This window comes from Arthrobacter agilis (assembly GCF_030816075.1).
In the GTDB taxonomy this organism is placed as follows: domain Bacteria; phylum Actinomycetota; class Actinomycetes; order Actinomycetales; family Micrococcaceae; genus Arthrobacter_D; species Arthrobacter_D agilis_E.
In genome coordinates this window covers 2,509,704-2,529,070 of record NZ_JAUSXO010000001.1, presented here as the reverse complement: position 1 = coordinate 2,529,070, position 19,367 = coordinate 2,509,704, and the positions used below count along the sequence as shown (strand labels likewise).

Genomic DNA, 19,367 nt, shown 5'->3' with positions numbered 1-19,367 from the left:
TCACGGTGCCCGCACCGTGTCGGGCCCGGACGGCGTGGCGCGGATGGAGTTGCGGCGTGGCGCTGCTCCACCCGGCCGGACGACACCCGTCGGACGACACTGGCCGGACGACATCCATCGGACGACACCCGTCGGATGACACCCGCGACGTTCGTCCGTCCCGCGTCCGCGTCGGCTACCGGTCGGCGATGGCGGCGGCGATCGTCGCGCCGAGCGACGACGTCGTCCCCGTGCCGCCGAGGTCGCGCGTCAGCGCGTCGCCGCCGGCGGCGAGCACCGATTCGATGGCCGAGAGGATGCCCGCCGCGGCGTCCGCCTCGCCGAGGTGCTCCAGCATCATCGACGCACTCCAGATCTGGCCCACCGGGTTGGCGATCCCCTGGCCCGCGATGTCCGGCGCGGAACCGTGGACCGGCTCGAAGAGGCTGGGGAAGGTGCGGTCCGGATTGATGTTGCCGCTGGGTGCCACGCCGATCGTCCCCGTGCAGGCGGGTCCGAGGTCCGACAGGATGTCCCCGAAGAGGTTGCTGGCCACCACCACGTCGAACCAGTCGGGGTGGAGCACGAAGTTGGCGCACAGGATGTCGATGTGGAACTTGTCCGTGCGGACGCCGTCGTACTGCGCCGCCATCGCCTCCACCCGCTCGTCCCAGTAGGGCATGGTGATCGAGATGCCGTTGCTCTTCGTCGCCGAGGTCAGGTGCTTCTTCTCCCGCTTCTGGGCGAGGTCGAAGGCGTACCGCAGGATGCGGTCCACACCCGTGCGCGTCATGACGGTGTCCTGGATGACCGTCTCCCGGTCGGTGCCCTCGAACATCCTGCCGCCCACGCTCGAGTACTCGCCCTCCGTGTTCTCGCGGACCACGTAGAAGTCGACGTCCCCCGGCTTCCGGCCCGCGAGGGGGCTGGTGATGCCCGGGAGCAGCCTCACGGGGCGCAGGTTGACGTACTGGTCGAAGGAGCGCCGGAACTGCAGCAGGCTGCCCCACAGGGACACGTGGTCCGGCACGACGTCGGGCCAGCCCACGGCCCCGAAGAAGATCGCGTCGAAGCCGCGTAGCTCCTCGAACCAGCCGTCGGGCAGCATCTGCCCGTGCTGGAGGTAGTACTCGGCGCTGGCGTAGTCGAACTCGACGGCGTCGACGGCGAACCCGTACCGGTCAGCCGCCGCACGCAGCGAGCGCAACCCCTCCGGCATGACCTCCTTGCCGATGCCGTCCCCGGCGATGACCGCGATCCTGTGGGTGTTCGTCATGACTGGGTCTCCTCATCGGTGTACGGCGTCTCGTCCCAGCCTAGGCTCGCGCCCCCAGCAACCACAGCACGACGACGGCCGACGGCAGCAGCACGGCGGTGACCAGGAGGCCGGCCACGGCGAACGGCACCCACCGGATGGTGATGCCGAGCGAGCGGAGCCGCTCGGCCCAGAGCAGCGTCGCGAGCGATCCCCAGGGCGTGACCAGCGGGGCGAGGTTCACCCCGATCAGCAGCGCCGCGAGGCGGAGCGGGGACCCGGCGACCGGTTCCAGGGCGAGGTAGGCCGGCAGGTTGTTGACCGCGTTGGCGCCTGCCGCGCCGACGGCGGCGAGCTGCAGCAGGTCCGCGAGCCCCTCTCCCTCCCCGGCGAGCGGTGCCACGAAGGCGGCCAGGCCCTGCACCTGTGCGGCCGTGACGAGCACGAAGAGGCTGAGGGCGAGGACGAGCGGGTTGACGGGGATCAGCCGGACGGTCAGCGCACCCCTGCGCCGGATGGCGAAGAGGACGGCCAGGACGACGGCGGCGGCACTCGCGCTCAGCGCCACCGGGATGCCGCTGACCAGGGCGGGGAGGAGGAGCGCGAGGACGGCGTAGCCGCAGCGCAGCAGCACCCGGTCCTCGGCGGCGCGTGGAGGGGCGGGGGAGAAGCTCCCCGAGAGCTGTCGCCGGAAGATCGCGTACAGGACGAAGCACGGCACGACGACGCCGACGATCGCCGGCCCGTACACGAGCCCGGCGAAGGCGGCCGGGCTCAGCTGCAGCTTCTCCTGCACCAGCAGGTTGGTGAGGTTGGACACGGGGAGGAGCAGCGACGCCGTGTTGGCGAGCCACACGATCGTCACCGCGAACGGCAACGGCGGCAACCCGGCCCGGCGCGCGAGGAGCACCACGAGCGGGGTGAGCAGGACCGCCGTCGTGTCCAGGGAGAAGAAGACGGTGCAGACGACGGCGAGGAGCACGGTGACGAGCCACAGGACGAGGACGCGGCCGCGGGCGAGGCGCGCCGAGGCCGAGATGACGCGCTCGAAGACCCCTGCGGAGAACAGGAGGTCCGTGACGACGGTCATGGCGGTCACGAAGAGCAGGATCGGCCAGATCCGGGTCCATAGTTCCAGCAGGTCCGGACCGGGCAGCAGCCCGCTGACGACGCACGCCACGGCGAGGGCCGGCAGGACCGCGCGCAGGACAGTCCGACGAGTCAAGGGCGGCCTCCGTTCCGCGGGAAAGTATCGCACGACTCCCGGGGCGTCCGGCGCCGGGCCGTTCAGCGTCCTGCGGCGTAACGGCGGCGCGGCGCTGGGCGCGGCAGCCGGTAGCGTTGTAGGCATGAAGTACGCCAATTCCATTGTTGACCTGATCGGCAACACCCCGCTGGTCAAGCTCAACTCCGTCACCGACGGCATCGCAGCCACCGTCCTCGCGAAGGTCGAGTACCTCAACCCGGGCGGGTCGGTGAAGGACCGCATCGCGGCGAAGATCATCGACGCCGCCGAGGCCGAGGGGAAGATCAAGCCCGGCGGCACCATCGTCGAACCGACCTCCGGCAACACCGGTGTCGGGCTCGCCCTCGTCGCCCAGCAGCGCGGCTACAAGTGCGTCTTCGTGGTGCCCGACAAGGTGGGCGAGGACAAGCGCAACGTCCTCAAGGCCTACGGTGCGGAGGTCGTGGTGACCCCGACCGCCGTCGCACCCGACAGCCCCCAGTCCTACTACGGTGTCTCCGACCGGCTCGTCCGCGAGATCCCCGGCGCCTACAAGCCCGACCAGTTCTCCAACCCGAACGGGCCCCTGAGCCACTACGAGACCACCGGCCCCGAGATCTGGAACGACACCGACGGCAGGCTCACGCACTTCGTCACCGGCGTCGGCACGGGCGGGACCATCACCGGTACCGGCCGGTACCTCAAGGAGGTCTCCGCGGACCGCGCCGGCGGGCCCGTGCGCATCATCGGCGCCGATCCGGACGGCTCGATCTACTCGGGCGGGACCGGGCGACCCTACTTCGTCGAGGGCGTCGGCGAGGACATGTGGCCCGATTCCTACGACCCTTCGGTTCCCGACGAGATCCACGGCGTCACCGATGCCGAGAGCTTCGAGATGACCCGGCGCCTCGCCCGCGAGGAGGGCCTGCTGGTCGGCGGATCCTGCGGCATGGCGGTCGTCGCGGCACTGCGCGTCGCCAAGGACCTGACCGCCGACGACGTCGTCGTGGTCCTCCTGCCCGACGGCGGCCGCGGCTACCTCGGGAAGATCTTCAACGATGACTGGATGAGGTCCTACGGCTTCCTGGCCGGCGGTGACGACGCGAGCGTCGCGGAGGTGCTGCGCACCAAGAGCGGCTCCCTGCCCGACCTCGTGCACACCCACCCCACCGAGACCGTCCGCGACGTCATCTCGCTCATGGACCAGTACGGCGTGTCCATGGTCCCCGTGCTGTCGCAGGAACCCCCGGTGAAGATGGGCGAGGTGCTGGGCTCGGTGGACGAACGGTCCCTCACCGCGAAGATCTTCCACGGCGAGGCGAAGCTGACGGACAAGATCTCGGAGCACATGGACGCGAAGCTGCCCCTCATCGGGTCGCTGGAGTCCATCGGCACCGCCCGCGAGCGTCTCCAGGACAGCGACACGCTGATGGTGACGTTCGTCGGGTCGCCGGTGGGAATTCTTACGCGCCATGACTTGCTGACATATATGAGCAAGTAGCCCACTCCCACCAGGATCCTCAGGAGCATCGTGACGCACCCGAACGCCCAGGGTTTCAACACCCGGGCCGTCCACGCAGGCCAGACCCCCGACCCCACGACGGGAGCGGTGATCCCGCCCCTGTACCAGACCACCACGTTCGCGCAGGACGGCATCGGCAAGCTGCGCAACGGCTACGAGTACGGGCGCGGCACCAACCCCACCCGTGATGCGCTGCAGTTCCAGATCGCGGCGCTCGAGGGCGGCAGCCATGCCTTCAGCTTCTCGTCGGGCCTCGCTGCGGAGGACGCGCTGATCCGTGCCGCCCTCCGGCCGGGCGACCACATCGTCCTCGGCAACGACGCGTACGGCGGCACGTATCGCCTGATCGACCGCGTCCTGTCCCAGTGGGGCATCACCAATACGGCCGTGGACATGGCGGACCCGGACGCCGTCCGGGCCGCCATCGCCGCGAACAACACGAAGATGGTCTGGGTCGAGACGCCGTCGAACCCGATGATGAAGATCACCGACATCGCCGCGACCGCGCAGCTCGCGCACGACGCCGGTGCCCTGCTCGTGGTCGACAACACGTTCGCCTCGCCCTACCTGCAGCAGCCGCTCACGTTCGGTGCGGACGTCGTCGTGCACTCGACGACCAAGTACATCGGCGGGCACTCGGACGCCAGCGGCGGGGCCGTCGTCGTGAACGACGACGAGCTCGCCGAGAAGATCGGCTTCATCCAGTTCGCCGTCGGCGCCGTGTCCGCACCCATGGAGGCCTGGCTCACCACCCGTGGGCTCAAGACCCTCGGCGTGCGCATGGACCGGCACTCCTCGAACGCCACGGCGATCGCCCGCTGGCTCCAGGACCAGGACGAGGTGGAGCGCGTCTACTACCCCGGTCTGCCCGAGCACCCCGGCCACGACCTCGCCGCAGCCCAGATGAAGGACTTCGGCGGCATGATCTCAGTGACGTTCAAGGGCGGGGCGGAGGCCGCGAAGAAGGTCGCCGAATCGACGCACGTCTTCCTGCTCGCGGAGTCCCTCGGCGGCATCGAGTCGCTGATGAACTACCCGTCCGACATGACGCACGCATCGGTCAAGGGCACCGAACTGGCGGTCCCGGAGAACCTGGTCCGCCTGTCCGTCGGGATCGAGGACCTCGAGGACCTGATCGCGGATCTCGAGCGGGCCATCTCTTCCCTGCGCTAGTTCCTGATGCGAAGGGCCCCTCCTGCCGGAGGGGCCCTTCGTGTGTCCGGACCGGGGCGATCCGGCATCGGGCCGCTGGCGCCCGGACGTGCCGGTCCGGGCGCTAGCGCGAACCCGGCAACCGGAAGCGTTTCCTCGCCTTCGGCTGGGTCAGCTGGAAGTAGTCGCTGCTCTGCGGCAGCCACAGCAGCAGCACCGCGACGAGCATCGCCGCCGCGATCAGGGACAGGCCCGGCGTCCCGCGGACGATGACGGGCACGCCGACGATGATCCCGATGGTGCTCAGCAGCTCGCGGGCGCTCCTCCTGCCCCGGCGCAGCGGGAGCAGGAGGAGCAGCTGCAGGACGGCGAGTGCCCCGAAGAGCGCCCCGAGCCCGATGAAGCCTGCCCGCTCGAGGTCCTGCACCGCGGCCGACGTGATGAAGGTGCCGGCCGCGATGAGCAGCAGCACCGAGATCACGAGTTCCAGGATGATCGCCGCGCGCAGCGGAAACGGCCGTGGCGGCAGCGGTTCCGTCCGGGGACCCATCGGTGCGGCCGCCTAGCCCCGCGGCGCTACGGTGCCGCTGCGGGTCCCGGTGTCGTAGGAGTAGACCTCCGTGCCGCCGATCCACACCTGCAGCGCCCGCTGCATCACGTCGAGCGGATCACCGCTCCAGAGCACCAGGTCCGCGTCCTTGCCGACGGCGAGCGAACCGAGGCGGTCCGCGAGCCCGAGGACCTTCGCGGGGTTGATCGTGATGGAGCGCAGCGCCGTCTCCCGGTCCAGGCCCTCCTTGATCGCGAGGGTTGCCTGGTGCACCAGGAAGTTGATCGGGATCACGGGGTGGTCGGTGATGATCGAGATCTCCACGCCGGCCCGGGCGAGCTTGCCGGGATTGGCGATGGAGCGGCCCCGCAGCTCCACCTTGGACTTCGTGGTGAACAGGGGCCCGATCAGCACGGGGGTGCCACGCTCCGCCAGCACGTCGCCGAGGAGGTGCGCCTCCGTGCCGTGGTCGAGGACGAGGTCGTACCCGAACTCGTCGGCGATCCGGAGGGCGGTCGCGATGTCGTCCGCGCGGTGCGCGTGCTGGCGCCAGGGGATCTCGCGCCGCAGGACCATGGCGAGGGCCTCGAGGTGGGGGTCGCGGGCGTTCTCGTCCGCCTTGCCCATGTAGTTCTGGGCCTTCATGAACGCCTCGCGGATGACGAGGGCGGTACCGAGGCGTGTGGACGGCATCTTGCCCTTGCCGCCGTACACGCGCTTCGGGTTCTCGCCGAGCGCGGACTTCAGGCCGCTGGGGGAGCGCAGCACCATCTCCTCGAGGTAGCGCCCGTGCGTGTGGAGTGCGACGGCGAGACCGCCGATCGGGTTGCCGGAGCCGGGGTTCACGTTGACCGTGGTCACACCGCCGGCGAGGGCGTCGTCGAACCCGGGGTCGTAGGGATTGATCGCGTCGATCGCACGGACGCCGGCGGTGTTCGGTTCGGTCATCTCGTTGGTGTCGTCGCCGGCCGTGCCCTCGCCCTCCTCGTGCGTACCGAGGTGCACGTGGGCGTCGACGAAGCCGGGGAGCAGCCACTTGCCGCCGGCGTCGATCACGGTGGCGGCGTCGGGCACCTCGACGGAGGGGCCGAGGGCCGAGATGCGGCCGTCCTCGACGAGGACGGTGCCGTCGAAGGGCTCGCCGTCGATCGGGACGACGTGCGCATTCGTGATGGCGATGGGTGCGGCGGGGGTGGTTCCGCTGGAGGAGGGCATCGGTGCAGGAGCCTTTCGGGGTCGGGCAGGGTGATTTCCAACATACCCGCCCGCGGGCGGTACCCCGGGGGCCGTGCCTACACTGGATGAGCCGTTCCCGGGGTTCCACCCGGCCGGTACAAGGACCCCGCCCTTCGGAAGGAAAGCATGAGCCAGCGCAGTACCCCGGCGACGGTCCGGGCGCTGGGCCTCGTCGCGGCGGTGGTCGTGGCAGGGGCCCTGGCCGTCTGGGCGTTCGCCTGGGCCGATTTCATCGGTCTCGATTTCAGGGTCTACCGCATGGGCGGGCAGTCCGTGGTCGACGGCGACGGCTCCCTCTACACGCGGTCCTTCGGCGAGGGCGAGGGCTCGCTCCTGTTCACCTACCCGCCGTTCGCCGCCCTGGGGTTCACCGTCCTGACACTCGTGAGCGCGGAGACCGGCGCCGTCCTCTTCGTGGGCGTGTCCGTGCTCATCGCCGCCGTGACGTCCCTGCTGATCACGCGGTACCTCGGCGGCTTCCGCGGCCTGCGGGACGTGGTCGCCCATCCCACGGCACTGCCCCTCGCGATCGCGGGGACCGGCCTGGTCTGCCTGCTCGGTCCGTGGCGCGAGACCATGGCCTTCTCGCAGGTCAACATCCTGCTGTTCGCGATGATCGCCGCCGACCTGCTCTCCGGCCCGCACCGGCGGATGCCCACGGGTCTGCTCACGGGCATCGCCGCCGGCATCAAGCTGACGCCGCTGGTCTTCGGCCTGTATTTCCTGGTGCGCGGCGAGTGGAAGCAGCTCTTCACCATGGCCGCGGGTTTCCTCGGGACCATCGCGCTCGGCTTCCTCCTCCTGCCGGCCGAGTCGACGACGTACTGGCTGCAGATGCTCCGCGACACCGGACGGATCGGCGGTGAGGGCTATGTGGACAACCTCTCGGTCCGCGGCGCCATCCTCCACTTCCTGGGGCCCGACTTCCCCGCCACGGTCCCGTGGCTCGTTCTCTCACTCCTGCTCGTCGCCGCGACCGCCTACGTCATCCGGACCTCGGCACGCCGCGGGGACCGCTTCCTGCCGATCGCCATGACGTCGCTGCTCATGCTGCTGATCTCGCCCATCTCGTGGTCCCACCACTGGGTGTGGATCGTCCTGGTGCTGGCCGTGCTCGCCGGTCAGGCCGCGAAGCTGCCGGCGGAGCTGCGGTCCTACCGTGCGTCGGCGGCCGTCCTCCTCGTGGTCACCCTCCTGGTCTTCGTCTATTCGCCGAAGACGATCGGCCTGCTGCTCGGCGCAGAGGACCTGGACTCGCAGCTGACCACCGGCTGGCTCATGGCCTCCAGTGCGGGCGTGTTCTGCGCCCTCGCCATCGCCGTCTTCTGGGTCCTCCTGTCACGGACCCTGCAGCTGCGCGCGGCCGGCGCGGGGACCGGGCAGGTGCCGGGATCCGGCCGTGCGGCGGACCCGGCGGACAGCGTCGACGCCGCCCCCGGCCTCCGCAACCGCTGATGGTCGCGACGGCCCGGCGTACCCTCGCGGCTCCCGTCAGCCGTCCGCGGGTCATCGCGGGCTGCGCGGTCGCCCTGATCCTGCCCCCGCTGCTCGAGGTCGGCGTCTTCATGGCGGGCAACTCGCTGCTCGCCGTCGATGTCCTGTTCCAGCTCGCAGGTGTCATCGCCGTCGCCCTGATCGGAGGCCTGTGGCCCGCCCTGCTGGCCGCCCTGTGGAGCAGCATCATCCTGAACTACACCTCCACTGAGCCCTTCGGCTCGCTCGAGATCTCCGACGCGGAGAACGTGCTCACGGTGCTGATCTTCATCACCGTCGCGACGACGGTGTCACTCGTCGTCGGGCTCTCCGCCCGCCGGTCGCGGGAGGCGGTCCTCGCGCAGCAGGAGGCGGCACTGCTCGGGGAGCTGGCGCGCGGTGCCCTGGCGGAGGAGGACACGCTGCAGGGTTTCCTGCGCCATGTCCAGGCCCAGTTCGACGTCGAGGCCGTGGCGCTGTTCGGGCCGGCGGAGCCGCAGGACGCCGGTCCAGCGGGCACTCCATCGAGGGCTGCCGTGCGGGAGCGCAAGGCCCTCGCCGTCCGGGCCCTGCCGCGCCCGGCGGACACCCCGGGCGGATCACGGCGCCCCGACACCGTCCCCCCGGGTCGAGAGCAGGGTTCAGAGCGGGGTCCAGGGCGGACTCCGGAACAGAGTCCCGGGCAGGGGGTCCGGCCGGGAGTGACGCAGGCCGTCGGAGCGGGTGCCGGAGCGGGTGCCGGAGCGCAGGAGGGCTCGACGCCTCCGGACGTCTGGACCGTCGACACCGCCACCGTGCTCGAACCCGTCGACGGCGACTTCTCGCTCGCACTGTACGGGCACCAGCTGTCGGCACGGGACCGCGGCCTCCTGACCGCGTTCGCCGGACAGCTGCGGTCCATGCTCCAGCGGCAGGAACTCCTCGCGAGCACCCGGACTAACCGCCGGCTCGTGGAGGGCAACGTGATGCGCACGGCGATCCTCCGCTCGGTGTCCCATGACCTGCGGACACCGCTCGCCGGTATCAAGCTCGCCGTCAGCAGCCTCCGGCGGTCCGACGTCAGCTTCTCCCAGGAGGACGAGGACGAACTGCTCGAGACCATCGAGGACTACTCGGACCGGCTCGACGCGCTCGTGAACAACCTCCTCGATATGTCGCGCATCAGCGGGGACGCCGTGAACGCGCACGTGCAGCCGTTGAAGTGGACGGACGTCGTCGGACCCGCCCTCGCCAATGTGCCCGAGGACCGCGTGCGGGTGTCCATCCCGCCGAACCTGCCGGCCATCGAGGCCGACCCGGGGCTGCTGGAGCGGGTGCTCGCGAACATCGTCGAGAACGCCGTGAAGTACGCCCCGGACTCGCTGATCGAGGTCACGGCCTCCATCGGGGGAACCGGCAGGGCGCTCATCGACGACTTCCCCGCGAGCGAACTGCGCGTCATCGATCACGGCCAGGGCGTGTCGCGGGACGACGTCGCCACGATGTTCCGCCCGTTCCAGCGCCTCGACGACGCGCCGTCGGGCGCCGGTGTGGGGCTGGGCCTGGCCGTCGCCAAGGGGTTCACCGAGGTCATGGGGGGCGTCCTCGACGCCGAGCAGACACCGGGCGGCGGGCTCACGCTCGTGATCCGCCTGCCCATCTCGACAGGAGCGGGCCGGTGACGCGCGTGCTGGTGGTCGACGACGAACCGCAGCTCCTCCGCGCCCTGGAGATCAACCTCCGAGCCTACGGCTACCAGTGCGTCACGGCGGTCGACGGCGAGACAGCGCTCGCCGCCGCGTCGGAGCACCATCCGGACATCATCGTGCTGGACCTCGGCCTGCCGGACCTCGACGGGGTGGAGGTCATCCGCCGGATCCGCGGGTGGTCGCAGGTGCACATCATCGTGCTGTCGGCCCGCCACGGGTCGCAGGACAAGGTCGATGCCCTCGACGCCGGCGCCGACGACTACGTGACCAAGCCCTTCGGCCTCGACGAGCTGCTCGCGCGGCTCCGCGCGGCGGCCCGGCGTGCCGCCGTCGAGGCCGACGCGCCCGTGCTCGAGACCCCTGACTTCCTGCTCGACGCCGGGGCCCGCCGCGTGGTGAGGGACGGGAAGGACGTGCGGCTGACGCCCACGGAGTGGAAGATCGTGGATCGGCTGATCGCGCACCCGGGCCGGCTCGTCTCGCAGCAGCAGCTCCTCCTCGACGTCTGGGGTCCCGCCTACGCCAAGGACGTGCAGTACCTCCGCGTGTACATGGCGCAGCTGCGCAAGAAGCTCGAACCCGATCCGGGCTCGCCCCGCTACTTCGTAACCGAGAGCGGCATGGGCTACCGGTTCGAGCCGTGAGCCGCGAGTCGTGGGCCGCGGGGCGGGAGGCAGGCGGCGCCGCATAGGATGGTCGCCATGACCACTGGCACCCTCCTCGCCGTCTGTCGCGTGCACGCACTGCTGCCCACGAAGGACTCCACGGGGGTGACCGCGATCGACAAGCGCCCGGTCGAGGGGCCGGTGAACGTCCACCCGCTGGGCCTCACCGGCGACGTGCAGGCCAGCCGCAAGCACCACGGCGGTCCCGTGAAGGCGCTCTACGCCTACGCGCAGGACGACGCCGACTTCTGGGCCCGCGATCTGGGACGCGACATCCCGCCGGGCCTCTTCGGGGAGAATCTCCGCGTGGCCGGCATCGACGCCTCGAACGCCGTGATCGGCGAACGCTGGGCCATCGGCGCCCAGGTGGTGCTCGAGGCGACCATGCCGCGCACGCCGTGCGTGAACTTCGCACGCTACCTGGGGGAGCGGTCCTGGGTCCGGCGCTTCGCGGAGGCCAACCGCGTCGGCACGTACCTGAGCGTCGTGTCGAAGGGCGCGATCACCGCGGGCGACGCCGTCCGCCTCGTCAGCGTCCCCGAGCACGGGGTCACCGCGGCGCAGGTGTACGCGGGGCTCGACGGGCAGCAGGCGCAGCGGCTGCTCGACGCCGCAGCGGCCGGTCACCTCGCCCTCACCCCGCAGGTGCGCAAGGCCGCGCTGCAGGGGCTGAGGGTACCCGCTCCGGCCTGACGTGCCGAAGGTCACGCGCCGGGCGACCTCTCCGGTGAACGGAGGGGGGCGGACGTGCCGTAGACTGGAGGTATCCCCCACACCGGTATTCCCTTTATTTCCGCCCCTTAGGGCCGGATAGGTTGTGTTGGGGCTCGGAGCGAAGACTCGCGAGCAGATTCATCAGGGAGCGCCGGCGAGAAGAAAAGTCACACATCACTGCTGTGAGAGCAGAGAACAGGTGTGACAGGAAGTCCTGCCGCGGGATTGAAACAGTGCCGGATTTCTACGTTCACTCGGCCCTGCGGTCTCCCGCCAGGCCGTCCGGCACCTATCTGGAGGACTCTTTCCCGTGCCTGAAAACCTGTTCGAAAACGTCACCGACACCACGCCCGACGCCGAAGCCACCGCAGCGGTCCCCGCTGTCGAGTCCGACGACGACGGCGTCACCGTCCGCTTCACCGACCTGAACCTCGACGGTCGCGTCCTCGCCGCACTGTCCGACGTCGGGTACGAGAAGCCGTCACCCATCCAGGCCGCCACCATCCCGGCACTGCTCGAAGGCCGCGACGTCGTCGGCCTCGCGCAGACCGGTACCGGCAAGACCGCCGCGTTCGCCATCCCCGCGCTGTCGAAGATGGCAGAGCTCGCCGACGTCAACGGCGGCCCCAGCAAGAACACGCAGGTCCTGGTGCTCGCACCGACCCGCGAACTCGCACTGCAGGTGGCCGAGGCCTTCACGTCCTACGCCAAGCACATGGAGGGCTTCACCGTCCTCCCCGTCTACGGCGGATCGCCCTACGGCCCCCAGCTCACCGGGCTCCGCCGCGGCGCGCAGGTCGTCGTGGGTACCCCCGGCCGCGTGATCGACCACATCGAGAAGGGCTCGCTCGATCTGTCCAACCTCGAGTACGTCGTGCTCGACGAGGCCGACGAGATGCTGCGCATGGGCTTCGCCGAGGACGTGGAGAAGATCCTCTCCTCGACGCCGGCGGAGAAGCAGGTTGCACTGTTCTCCGCGACCATGCCCCCCGCCATCCGCCGCATCGCCAAGAAGTACCTGAACGATCCGGCCGAGATCTCGGTCAAGGGCAAGACCACCACGGGCACCAACACGCGCCAGCGCTACCTGCAGGTCATGGGCCCGCACAAGCTGGACGCGATGACCCGCATCCTCGAGGTGGAGGACTACGACGGCATCATCGCCTTCGTCCGCACCAAGATGGCTACCGAAGACCTGGCGGACAAGTTGCGTTCACGGGGCTTCTCGGCTGCAGCCATCAACGGAGACATCCCCCAGCAGCAGCGTGAGCGCACGGTCGAGGCCCTGCGTGACGGCAAGATCGACATCCTCGTCGCCACGGACGTCGCAGCCCGTGGCCTCGATGTGGAGCGCATCTCGCTCGTCGTGAACTACGACATCCCGCACGACACCGAGTCCTACGTGCACCGCATCGGCCGTACGGGCCGTGCCGGCCGTTCGGGTGACGCGATCCTCTTCATCACCCCGCGTGAGAAGTACCTGCTCCGTTCGATCGAGAAGGCCACGCGCCAGCCCGTCGAGCAGATGCAGCTGCCCTCCACGGCAACGATCAACGAGCTGCGCCTCGGCAAGTTCGCGGACAAGATCACGAAGACCCTGGCCACCGAGGACGTGTCCCTGTTCCGCGATCTCATCGCGAACTACGAGCGGGAGCACGACGTCCCCGCCGCGGAGATCGCTGCCGCACTCGCCGTCATGGCGCAGGGCGGCCAGCCGATCCTCGTGCAGGACATCCCCGTCGCTCCCGCCGGCCAGCGTGAGCGCGCCGAGGGACGCAAGGACGCCTTCGGGTCGCGTGGCCCCACGCGCACCCTCACCGAGGGCAACGCCACCTACCGCATCGCGGTGGGCCGTCGCCAGCGTGTGATGCCCGGCTCCATCGTCGGTGCGATCGCCAATGAGGGTGGCCTGTCCTCCTCGCAGATCGGCGGCATCGACATCCGTGCGGACCACAGCCTCGTGGAGCTCCCCGCAGACCTGTCGAAGGACCAGCTGCGGGCATTGTCCAAGACGCGCATCGGCGGCGAGCTCATCCACCTCGAGCTCGACAAGGGCCGCAAGCCCGCGGGCAACCGCGGCGCGGGCGAGTTCAAGAAGCCCTTCAAGAAGGACTTCCCGAAGCGCGACGGCGACACCCGCTTCACGGGTGAGGCCAACCGCAAGCCCCGCCAGGGCAAGGGTGCCGGCGCCGGATCGGGGCGCTCCAGCGCCCAGTCCGAGCAGTGGTAGGACCTAGCTAGGCGACCCCGCCGGGCCCGTGCACGCACGGGCCCGGCGCGGAATCGGGGTCCGCCCGTTCGGGCGGCTGTCGATTTCACTTCAGCGGCAGGGTGCTGGTAAAGTTTCTTGCTGTTGCCCCCCTAGCTCAGTGGTAGAGCGCGTTCTTGGTAAGAACGAGGTCACCGGATCGATTCCGGTGGGGGGCTCATGAATGAGGGGCCCGTGACGATCCTAGGATCGGTGCGGGCAGCCTCATTTAGGGCGGTGTAGCTCAGCTGGTTAGAGCGCACGACTCATAATCGTGAGGTCGTGGGATCGAGTCCCACCACCGCTACAGGCAAGGCCTCGGAACCCCGGTTCCGGGGCCTTCTCTGTGTCCGGAGGGGTTCTCCGGACACGGATCCTCCGGGGTCGGGGTTACGGTAGCCGGATGGGGATCCTTCGAAGCCTGGGCACCGTCGTGCTCGCCGTGCCCGTCCTCGTGGCGTGCTCGCCGCAGACCGGCACGGCAGGGTTTCCCGAGGGCGCCCGGGTGGACTACCAGCTCGGCGGTGCCTACGCGCCGCCGGAGGGCGTCGGCGTCGTCGTCCGTGACGCCTCCGACGACCCGGCCGACGGCCTGTACTCGGTCTGCTACCTGAACGCGTTCCAGACACAGCCCGGGGAGCAGGGCCCCTGGCTGGCCGGTGGCCTCGTCCTCGAGGTCGACGGCGTGCCCGTGGCGGACCCGGCCTGGCCCGACGAGTACTTCCTCGACACCGGGACCGAGGCCAGGCGTGCGTCCATCGCCGAGAGGATCGGGACGGGACTGCAGTCGTGTGCCGACCGCGGGTTCGACGCCGTCGAACTGGACAACCTGGACTCCTACGCCCGGTCCGGGGGGCGTCTGACCCTCGCCGACAACCTCGACCTGGCGACGACGCTGGCAGGCAGGGCCCACGGCCTCGGCCTGCTGGTGGGACAGAAGAACGCAGCGGAGGACTCCGCGGCGCTGAAGGAGGCCGGGTTCGACTTCGCCGTCGCCGAGCAGTGCATCGAGTTCCAGGAATGTGCGGCCTACCGGGACGTCTATGGCGAGGCCGTCCTGGCGATCGAGTATCCGGAGGAGTCCGGCATCGGGGATCCGTGTGACGTGACGGACCGGCCGGCGTCGACGGTGCTCCGCGACCGGGAGCTGGTTCCACCGGACGATCCCGGGTACCTCTACCGGGCCTGCTGAGGTCCGGTGGACACCGCCGGGTCCCGCGTCGGCCGCGCGGCGGAGGACGATACGCGCCCGCGGCTCAGTCGCCCTTGACGTTGATGATCTGCCGGAGCGTGTGGCGGACGTCCACCAGGTCGCGTGCGTCCTGCATGACGACGTCGATGTCCTTGTAGGCCGCCGGGATCTCGTCGAGGAACGCCGGGGTGTCCCTGAACTCGATGCCGCGCATGGCTGCGCGGAGCTGGTCCTGTGTGAAGGTCTTGCGTGCCCTGGTGCGCGAGTACTCCCGGCCGGCCCCGTGCGGCGCCGAGTCCATGGCCTCCCTGTTCCCCTTGCCCGTGACCACGTAGGACCGGGTCCCCATCGAGCCCGGGATGAGCCCGGGACGGCCGGGGTCCGCCGCGATGGCGCCCTTGCGTGAGAGCCAGACGTCCTTCCCGGAGTGGGTCTCGCGGTGCGTGTAGTTGTGGTGGCAGTTGATCCGTTCGCGTTCCTCCACCGGGCCGCCCACCCAGTCCGTGAACTGCCGCACGACCCGGTCCATCATCTCCTCGCGGTTGAGCAGGGCGAATTTCTGTGCCCACAGGAGCTCGCCGATGTACCGGTCGAACGCGGGTGTCCCCTCCTCGAGGTAGGCGAGGTCCTGGTGGGGGAGGCTGATGGAGTGCCGGGCGCAGTGGTCCTGCGCCGCCCGGATGTGGTGCTGGGCGATCCGGTTCCCGATGCCCCGTGACCCCGAGTGCAGGAACAGCCAGACGTCGTCCTCCTCGTCGAGGGACACCTCGATGAAGTGGTTGCCCGACCCGAGCGTCCCGAGCTGCAGCCGCCACTGCTTCACGTAGTCGGCGGGGTCGAAGCCGGCGGACCGGGCGTCCCGTTCGAGGGCGTCGATGCGGGGCTGGGCCGAGGCGCTCACGCGCTTGTTGTTGTTGCCGGCCGAGAGGGGCACGGCCCGTTCGATCGCCTCCCGCAGCACCCGCCGGTCAAGGCGCGCCACGTCCCGGGCGGTGTGGCCCGTCCGGACGGCGACCATGCCGCAGCCGATGTCCACGCCCACCGCCGCCGGGATGATCGCACCGAGCGTGGGCAGGACGGACCCGACGGCGCAGCCCAGGCCCAGATGGGCGTCGGGCATGGAGGCGAAGTGCGGGAACACGAACGGCATGGAGCTCGTCATCCGGTTCTGCGCGAGTGTCGCGTCGTCGATGACGCTCGCGAAATTGACGTACTTCTCCGTGATCCACTGCATCCGTCGAGGCTATCGAGGGGCCGGGTGGCACCGCACGTGGTGCGGACTTCCACCCGGGCCCTTGCGCACGCCTCAGCGGAGGCGCACCGCATGCACCACGGCGTCGCTGATCCTCACGTCGCGGCCGTCCGCCGTCCGCTCGACCCGCGGACGGGACTCGCACACGCGGACCTCCCACGCGTCGTCGAGCAGACCGGCGATCTCCTGCGGCGTGTGGAAGAGATCGGCCTGATGGGGCCGTCCCACGCCGGAGTGCAGGTCCGACGGATCGTGGGCGACGATCAGGAGGCTGCCGCCGACGCCGACGAGCGCCGCCAGCGCACGGAACACCCGGGAGCGCTCCGGGTCCGGCAGGTGCATGAACTGGACGGAGACGAGGTTGAGGCCGTCGGGGAGGTCCGGCGAGGCCAGGAGGTCCACCTGACGCCACGCGAGCCGCTCCGCGACCGACGCGTCGAGTTCCAGGGTCTGTGCGCGGGCCCGGTCGAGCGCGACGGCGGAGACGTCGACGCCGAGGACGTGCCACCCGCGCGCGGCGAGCCAGACGGCGTCCGCTCCCTCCCCGCAGCCGACGTCGAGCGCCCGGCCCGGCGGCAGGGTCTCCGCGACGGAGACGAGCTGCCGGTTCGGCAGGCCGCTCCAGATGCGCGGGCGCTGCCGGTAGCGGTCGTCCCAGAACTCCTGCGTGTACTCAACCAGCACGGCGGACCCCTTCCCCAGGCCTCGAACCGGCGGGCGCGAGGGCACCGCCGGTCACCCCATCATCCAGCCCGTGGCGACGCCGGCCAAGGACGCGCTCCGAGACCTCCGCCTCCGTCGGGGGTGAAAACGGCCCCCGGAAGCCCTCGACGGCCCAGGCGTGTCCTCCTGCACGAGGTCGGCGTTGATCGCGGCGCCCGCCATGGTGCCCTCGGCCGCCGCGACGATCACCTGTGCGGAGAGGTTCGAGACGTTCCCCGCGACGAAGAGGCCCGGCACCGACGTCGACCCCATGGGGCCGCCGGCGAGGGAGTGCCCCATACCGGTCGGGTGCTCCTGTGCCACCAACCCGAGCGGTTCGAGCAGGGTGCTCCGGGCCTCCATGCGGGTCCCGACGGCGAGGGCCTGCAGCGGGAAAACGGTGCCACCCTCCACGGTCACCCCCGTCAGGACGCCGTCCGCCGCGTCCACGGACACGACGGCGCCGTCGACCACGCGGATGGAGCGGGCAGCCAGCCGGTCCCAGTCGTCGTCGCTCGGCAGGACGGTGTCGTTGAGGAAGAACGTGATGTCGTCCGACCACTGCCGGAACAGGAGGGCCTGGTGGACGGACAGGGGACCCGTGCCGAGCACGCCGATGCTCCGGCCACGGATCTCGTAGCCGTGGCAGTAGGGGCAGTGCACGACGCCGGCACCCCACTGCTCCCGCAGTCCGGGGATGGCCGGCAGCCCGTCGGTGAGGCCGGTGGCGACGAGCAACCGCCGGCCACTCACGCTTCGGCCGTCGGCCAGGTCCACGGTGAAGCCTTCACCGGTGTGCCGCACCGCGACGGCTCCGGCGTCGACCAGGGTCGCGCCGAAGGACTCCGCCTCGGTGCGGCCGGCGTCGAGCAGGGCGCGCGGGCTCATGCCCTCGCGGGTGAGGAAGCCGTGCACTCCGCGGGCGGGAGCGTTGCGCGGCCGGCCGTCGTCGACGACGATCACCGATCGGAGCGCGCGGCCCAGCGTGACCGCGGCGCTCAGGCCGGCGGCCCCGCCTCCGATGACGACGACGTCGTAGCGGTCCTTCAGGGGTCGGCTGGTGGGTGCCATGGTGGGATCCGTTCTCTTGTGCGAATGGTCCAAGCATCCGCCGGAAGCGCAACCGTGGCAATGTTTGTTGCTGGTATGGCAAGATAAGGGCCATGACCTCGGATCTCGACGCGGTGCTCGACGCCGTCGGCCCCCGCCTCCGGGCACTCCGGACCCAACGCAACCTGACGCTCGGTGACGTGTCCGCCGCATCGGGGGTCTCCGTGAGCACGCTCTCCCGGCTCGAATCAGGGCAGCGAAGGCCCAACCTGGAGATCCTGCTGCCCATCGCGCAGCTGTACGGCGTGCCGCTCGACGACCTCGTGGGTGCGCCGCCCGCCGGGGACCCCCGCGTGCACCTGCGGCCCATCACGCATCACGGGATGACGGCGATCCCGCTGACCCGGCGTCCCGGCGGCGTACAGGCCTACAAGATGGTGCTCGCCGGGGATGCGCGCGGCACGGAGCCCGATCTCCGGGTGCATGAGGGCTACGAATGGCTGTACATCCTGGACGGGTCCCTCCGGCTCGTCCTGGGCGAGAACGACTTCGTGCTCGGGCCCGGGGAGGCGGCCGAGTTCGATACGCGTACGCCCCACTGGTTCGCGAGCGCGGACGGACGGGCCGTGGAACTCATCAGTCTCTTCGGCCGGCAGGGGGAGCGGATGCACCTCCGTGCGCGGCCGAAGCGGTCGTGAACCGCCGCAAGGCGTCGTCGGGGAGCGAATAGCCAGCTTGCTTATCGTTTGGCGCGTTCCTAGGCTGGAAACGGTACGACACGCACGCTCTACGCAAGGGAGAACAGCATGTCCGAACACGACATCTCAGGCAAGAAGGTCGCATTCCTGCTGACGGACGGAGTCGAGCAGATCGAACTCACGAGTCCGTGGAACGCGGTCAAGGAGGCAGGCGGTGTCCCGACGCTCGTGTCGCCGAAGACCGGCACGCTGCAGGGTTTCGACGGCGTGGACAAGGGCGAGACGTTCGAGGTGGACCTGGCGGTCGCCGACGCGTCCGCCGACGACTACGACGCACTGGTCCTGCCGGGCGGGGTGGTGAACGCCGACTTCCTGCGCGTCGACAAGGACGCACAGGCCTTCACCCGGGCCTTCTTCGAGCAGCACAAGCCCGTGGCGTCCATCTGCCACGGGCCCTGGCTGCTCATCGAGGCAGGAGTGGTCGGCGGACGCGACCTGACGTCCTACCACACGCTCGCCACGGACCTGAAAAACGCCGGTGCCAACTGGAGCGACGAGGAGGTGGTCGTGGACCAGGGTCTGGTCACGAGCCGCAGTCCCGGCGACCTGGAGGCCTTCAACGACAAGCTCCTCGAGGAGATCGCGGAAGGCCCCCACGAGGGCCAGACGGCATAGCCGCACGGTCGGCCCGCGGTACCCTCCCGTCACGTCGACCCGGGATGGCTGCGCACCGGCGCAGCCGTCCCGCGGATAGCCAAGTACACGT

The 19,367-nt window shown here is 70.3% G+C and carries 17 protein-coding genes and 2 tRNA genes; 12 read left to right on the top strand and 7 right to left on the bottom strand.

Annotated features, from left to right (window positions below):
* Window positions 1-175: 175 nt before the first annotated feature.
* The gene (locus tag QFZ50_RS11760) at window positions 176-1,255 is read right to left on the bottom strand and encodes a tartrate dehydrogenase (protein ID WP_307084370.1); all 1,080 of its coding nucleotides are present in this window, start codon (window positions 1,253-1,255) and stop codon (window positions 176-178) included.
* Window positions 1,256-1,295: 40 nt separating this feature from the next.
* Complete coding sequence (locus QFZ50_RS11755) at window positions 1,296-2,459, bottom strand: SLC13 family permease (protein WP_307084368.1); 1,164 nt, start codon at window positions 2,457-2,459, stop codon at window positions 1,296-1,298.
* 124 nt (window positions 2,460-2,583) lie between these two features.
* Between QFZ50_RS11755 and QFZ50_RS11750 the strand changes: the two genes are divergently transcribed.
* Window positions 2,584-3,960: a cystathionine beta-synthase gene (locus QFZ50_RS11750; protein WP_307084366.1), complete on the top strand. Its 1,377-nt coding sequence runs from the start codon at window positions 2,584-2,586 to the stop codon at window positions 3,958-3,960.
* A gap of 30 nt (window positions 3,961-3,990) precedes the next feature.
* A complete protein-coding gene (locus tag QFZ50_RS11745) occupies window positions 3,991-5,154 on the top strand; it encodes a cystathionine gamma-synthase (RefSeq protein WP_307084364.1) in 1,164 nt (387 codons plus the stop codon).
* Between the two features lie 103 nt (window positions 5,155-5,257).
* Here QFZ50_RS11745 and QFZ50_RS11740 read toward each other — a convergent pair whose 3' ends face one another.
* Window positions 5,258-5,683: a hypothetical protein gene (locus QFZ50_RS11740; RefSeq protein WP_307084363.1), complete on the bottom strand. Its 426-nt coding sequence runs from the start codon at window positions 5,681-5,683 to the stop codon at window positions 5,258-5,260.
* Window positions 5,684-5,695: 12 nt separating this feature from the next.
* Window positions 5,696-6,898 carry an amidohydrolase gene (locus tag QFZ50_RS11735; RefSeq protein WP_307084361.1) on the bottom strand — a complete coding sequence of 401 codons (1,203 nt, stop codon included), beginning with the start codon at window positions 6,896-6,898 and terminating at the stop codon, window positions 5,696-5,698.
* A 147-nt stretch (window positions 6,899-7,045) separates the two neighbouring features.
* Here QFZ50_RS11735 and QFZ50_RS11730 point away from each other — a divergent pair, with 147 nt between their 5' ends.
* The 8 genes from QFZ50_RS11730 (at window position 7,046) to QFZ50_RS11695 (ending at window position 14,899) form a co-directional block, all read left to right on the top strand.
* On the top strand, window positions 7,046-8,374 hold the full coding sequence (locus QFZ50_RS11730) for a glycosyltransferase 87 family protein (protein ID WP_307084359.1): 1,329 nt from the start codon (window positions 7,046-7,048) through the stop codon (window positions 8,372-8,374).
* Window positions 8,374-10,053: an ATP-binding protein gene (locus tag QFZ50_RS11725; protein ID WP_307084357.1), complete on the top strand. Its 1,680-nt coding sequence runs from the start codon at window positions 8,374-8,376 to the stop codon at window positions 10,051-10,053. Before QFZ50_RS11730 ends, QFZ50_RS11725 begins: the two co-directional genes overlap by 1 nt.
* The gene (locus QFZ50_RS11720; RefSeq protein WP_307084355.1) at window positions 10,050-10,724 is read left to right on the top strand and encodes a response regulator; all 675 of its coding nucleotides are present in this window, start codon (window positions 10,050-10,052) and stop codon (window positions 10,722-10,724) included. The genes QFZ50_RS11725 and QFZ50_RS11720 overlap by 4 nt, the downstream gene beginning before the upstream one ends.
* 57 nt (window positions 10,725-10,781) lie before the next feature.
* Window positions 10,782-11,438, top strand: a complete 657-nt coding sequence (locus QFZ50_RS11715; RefSeq protein WP_307084351.1) for an MOSC domain-containing protein — start codon at window positions 10,782-10,784, stop codon at window positions 11,436-11,438.
* A 331-nt stretch (window positions 11,439-11,769) separates the two neighbouring features.
* Window positions 11,770-13,689, top strand: a complete 1,920-nt coding sequence (locus tag QFZ50_RS11710) for a DEAD/DEAH box helicase (protein WP_307084349.1) — start codon at window positions 11,770-11,772, stop codon at window positions 13,687-13,689.
* A gap of 125 nt (window positions 13,690-13,814) precedes the next feature.
* Window positions 13,815-13,886 (top strand) — tRNA-Thr (locus tag QFZ50_RS11705).
* Window positions 13,887-13,940: 54 nt separating this feature from the next.
* Window positions 13,941-14,014, top strand: a tRNA-Met gene (locus QFZ50_RS11700).
* A gap of 96 nt (window positions 14,015-14,110) precedes the next feature.
* Complete coding sequence (locus tag QFZ50_RS11695; RefSeq protein WP_307084347.1) at window positions 14,111-14,899, top strand: endo alpha-1,4 polygalactosaminidase; 789 nt, start codon at window positions 14,111-14,113, stop codon at window positions 14,897-14,899.
* Window positions 14,900-14,963: 64 nt separating this feature from the next.
* Here the strand turns inward: QFZ50_RS11695 and QFZ50_RS11690 are convergent, their stop codons facing one another.
* The 3 genes from QFZ50_RS11690 to QFZ50_RS11680 form a co-directional block, all read right to left on the bottom strand.
* Window positions 14,964-16,133, bottom strand: a complete 1,170-nt coding sequence (locus QFZ50_RS11690) for an RtcB family protein (RefSeq protein WP_307084345.1) — start codon at window positions 16,131-16,133, stop codon at window positions 14,964-14,966.
* 72 nt (window positions 16,134-16,205) lie between these two features.
* Window positions 16,206-16,835: a class I SAM-dependent methyltransferase gene (locus QFZ50_RS11685; protein ID WP_307084343.1), complete on the bottom strand. Its 630-nt coding sequence runs from the start codon at window positions 16,833-16,835 to the stop codon at window positions 16,206-16,208.
* A 51-nt stretch (window positions 16,836-16,886) separates the two neighbouring features.
* Window positions 16,887-17,924 (bottom strand): NAD(P)/FAD-dependent oxidoreductase, encoded by a 1,038-nt coding sequence (locus QFZ50_RS11680; RefSeq protein ID WP_307084341.1) that lies wholly within the window; start codon window positions 17,922-17,924, stop codon window positions 16,887-16,889.
* A gap of 92 nt (window positions 17,925-18,016) precedes the next feature.
* Here QFZ50_RS11680 and QFZ50_RS11675 point away from each other — a divergent pair, with 92 nt between their 5' ends.
* A complete protein-coding gene (locus QFZ50_RS11675; protein WP_307084340.1) occupies window positions 18,017-18,601 on the top strand; it encodes a helix-turn-helix domain-containing protein in 585 nt (194 codons plus the stop codon).
* A 108-nt stretch (window positions 18,602-18,709) separates the two neighbouring features.
* Window positions 18,710-19,276: a type 1 glutamine amidotransferase domain-containing protein gene (locus QFZ50_RS11670; RefSeq protein ID WP_307084339.1), complete on the top strand. Its 567-nt coding sequence runs from the start codon at window positions 18,710-18,712 to the stop codon at window positions 19,274-19,276.
* The last annotated feature ends 91 nt before the right edge of the window (window positions 19,277-19,367 follow it).

Bases quoted from the DNA above. Each gene is read 5' to 3' on its own strand.
- QFZ50_RS11675 (WP_307084340.1), top strand. From the start codon at position 18,017: ATGACCTCGGATCTCGACGCGGTGCTCGACGCCGTCGGCCCCCGCCTC.
- QFZ50_RS11730 (WP_307084359.1), top strand. From the start codon at position 7,046: ATGAGCCAGCGCAGTACCCCGGCGACGGTCCGGGCGCTGGGCCTCGTC.
- QFZ50_RS11725 (WP_307084357.1), top strand. From the start codon at position 8,374: ATGGTCGCGACGGCCCGGCGTACCCTCGCGGCTCCCGTCAGCCGTCCG.
- QFZ50_RS11740 (WP_307084363.1), bottom strand. From the start codon at position 5,683: ATGGGTCCCCGGACGGAACCGCTGCCGCCACGGCCGTTTCCGCTGCGC.
- QFZ50_RS11715 (WP_307084351.1), top strand. From the start codon at position 10,782: ATGACCACTGGCACCCTCCTCGCCGTCTGTCGCGTGCACGCACTGCTG.
- QFZ50_RS11695 (WP_307084347.1), top strand. From the start codon at position 14,111: ATGGGGATCCTTCGAAGCCTGGGCACCGTCGTGCTCGCCGTGCCCGTC.
- QFZ50_RS11760 (WP_307084370.1), bottom strand. From the start codon at position 1,255: ATGACGAACACCCACAGGATCGCGGTCATCGCCGGGGACGGCATCGGC.
- QFZ50_RS11680 (WP_307084341.1), bottom strand. From the start codon at position 17,924: ATGGCACCCACCAGCCGACCCCTGAAGGACCGCTACGACGTCGTCGTC.
- QFZ50_RS11670 (WP_307084339.1), top strand. From the start codon at position 18,710: ATGTCCGAACACGACATCTCAGGCAAGAAGGTCGCATTCCTGCTGACG.
- QFZ50_RS11735 (WP_307084361.1), bottom strand. From the start codon at position 6,898: ATGCCCTCCTCCAGCGGAACCACCCCCGCCGCACCCATCGCCATCACG.
- QFZ50_RS11690 (WP_307084345.1), bottom strand. From the start codon at position 16,133: ATGCAGTGGATCACGGAGAAGTACGTCAATTTCGCGAGCGTCATCGAC.
- QFZ50_RS11750 (WP_307084366.1), top strand. From the start codon at position 2,584: ATGAAGTACGCCAATTCCATTGTTGACCTGATCGGCAACACCCCGCTG.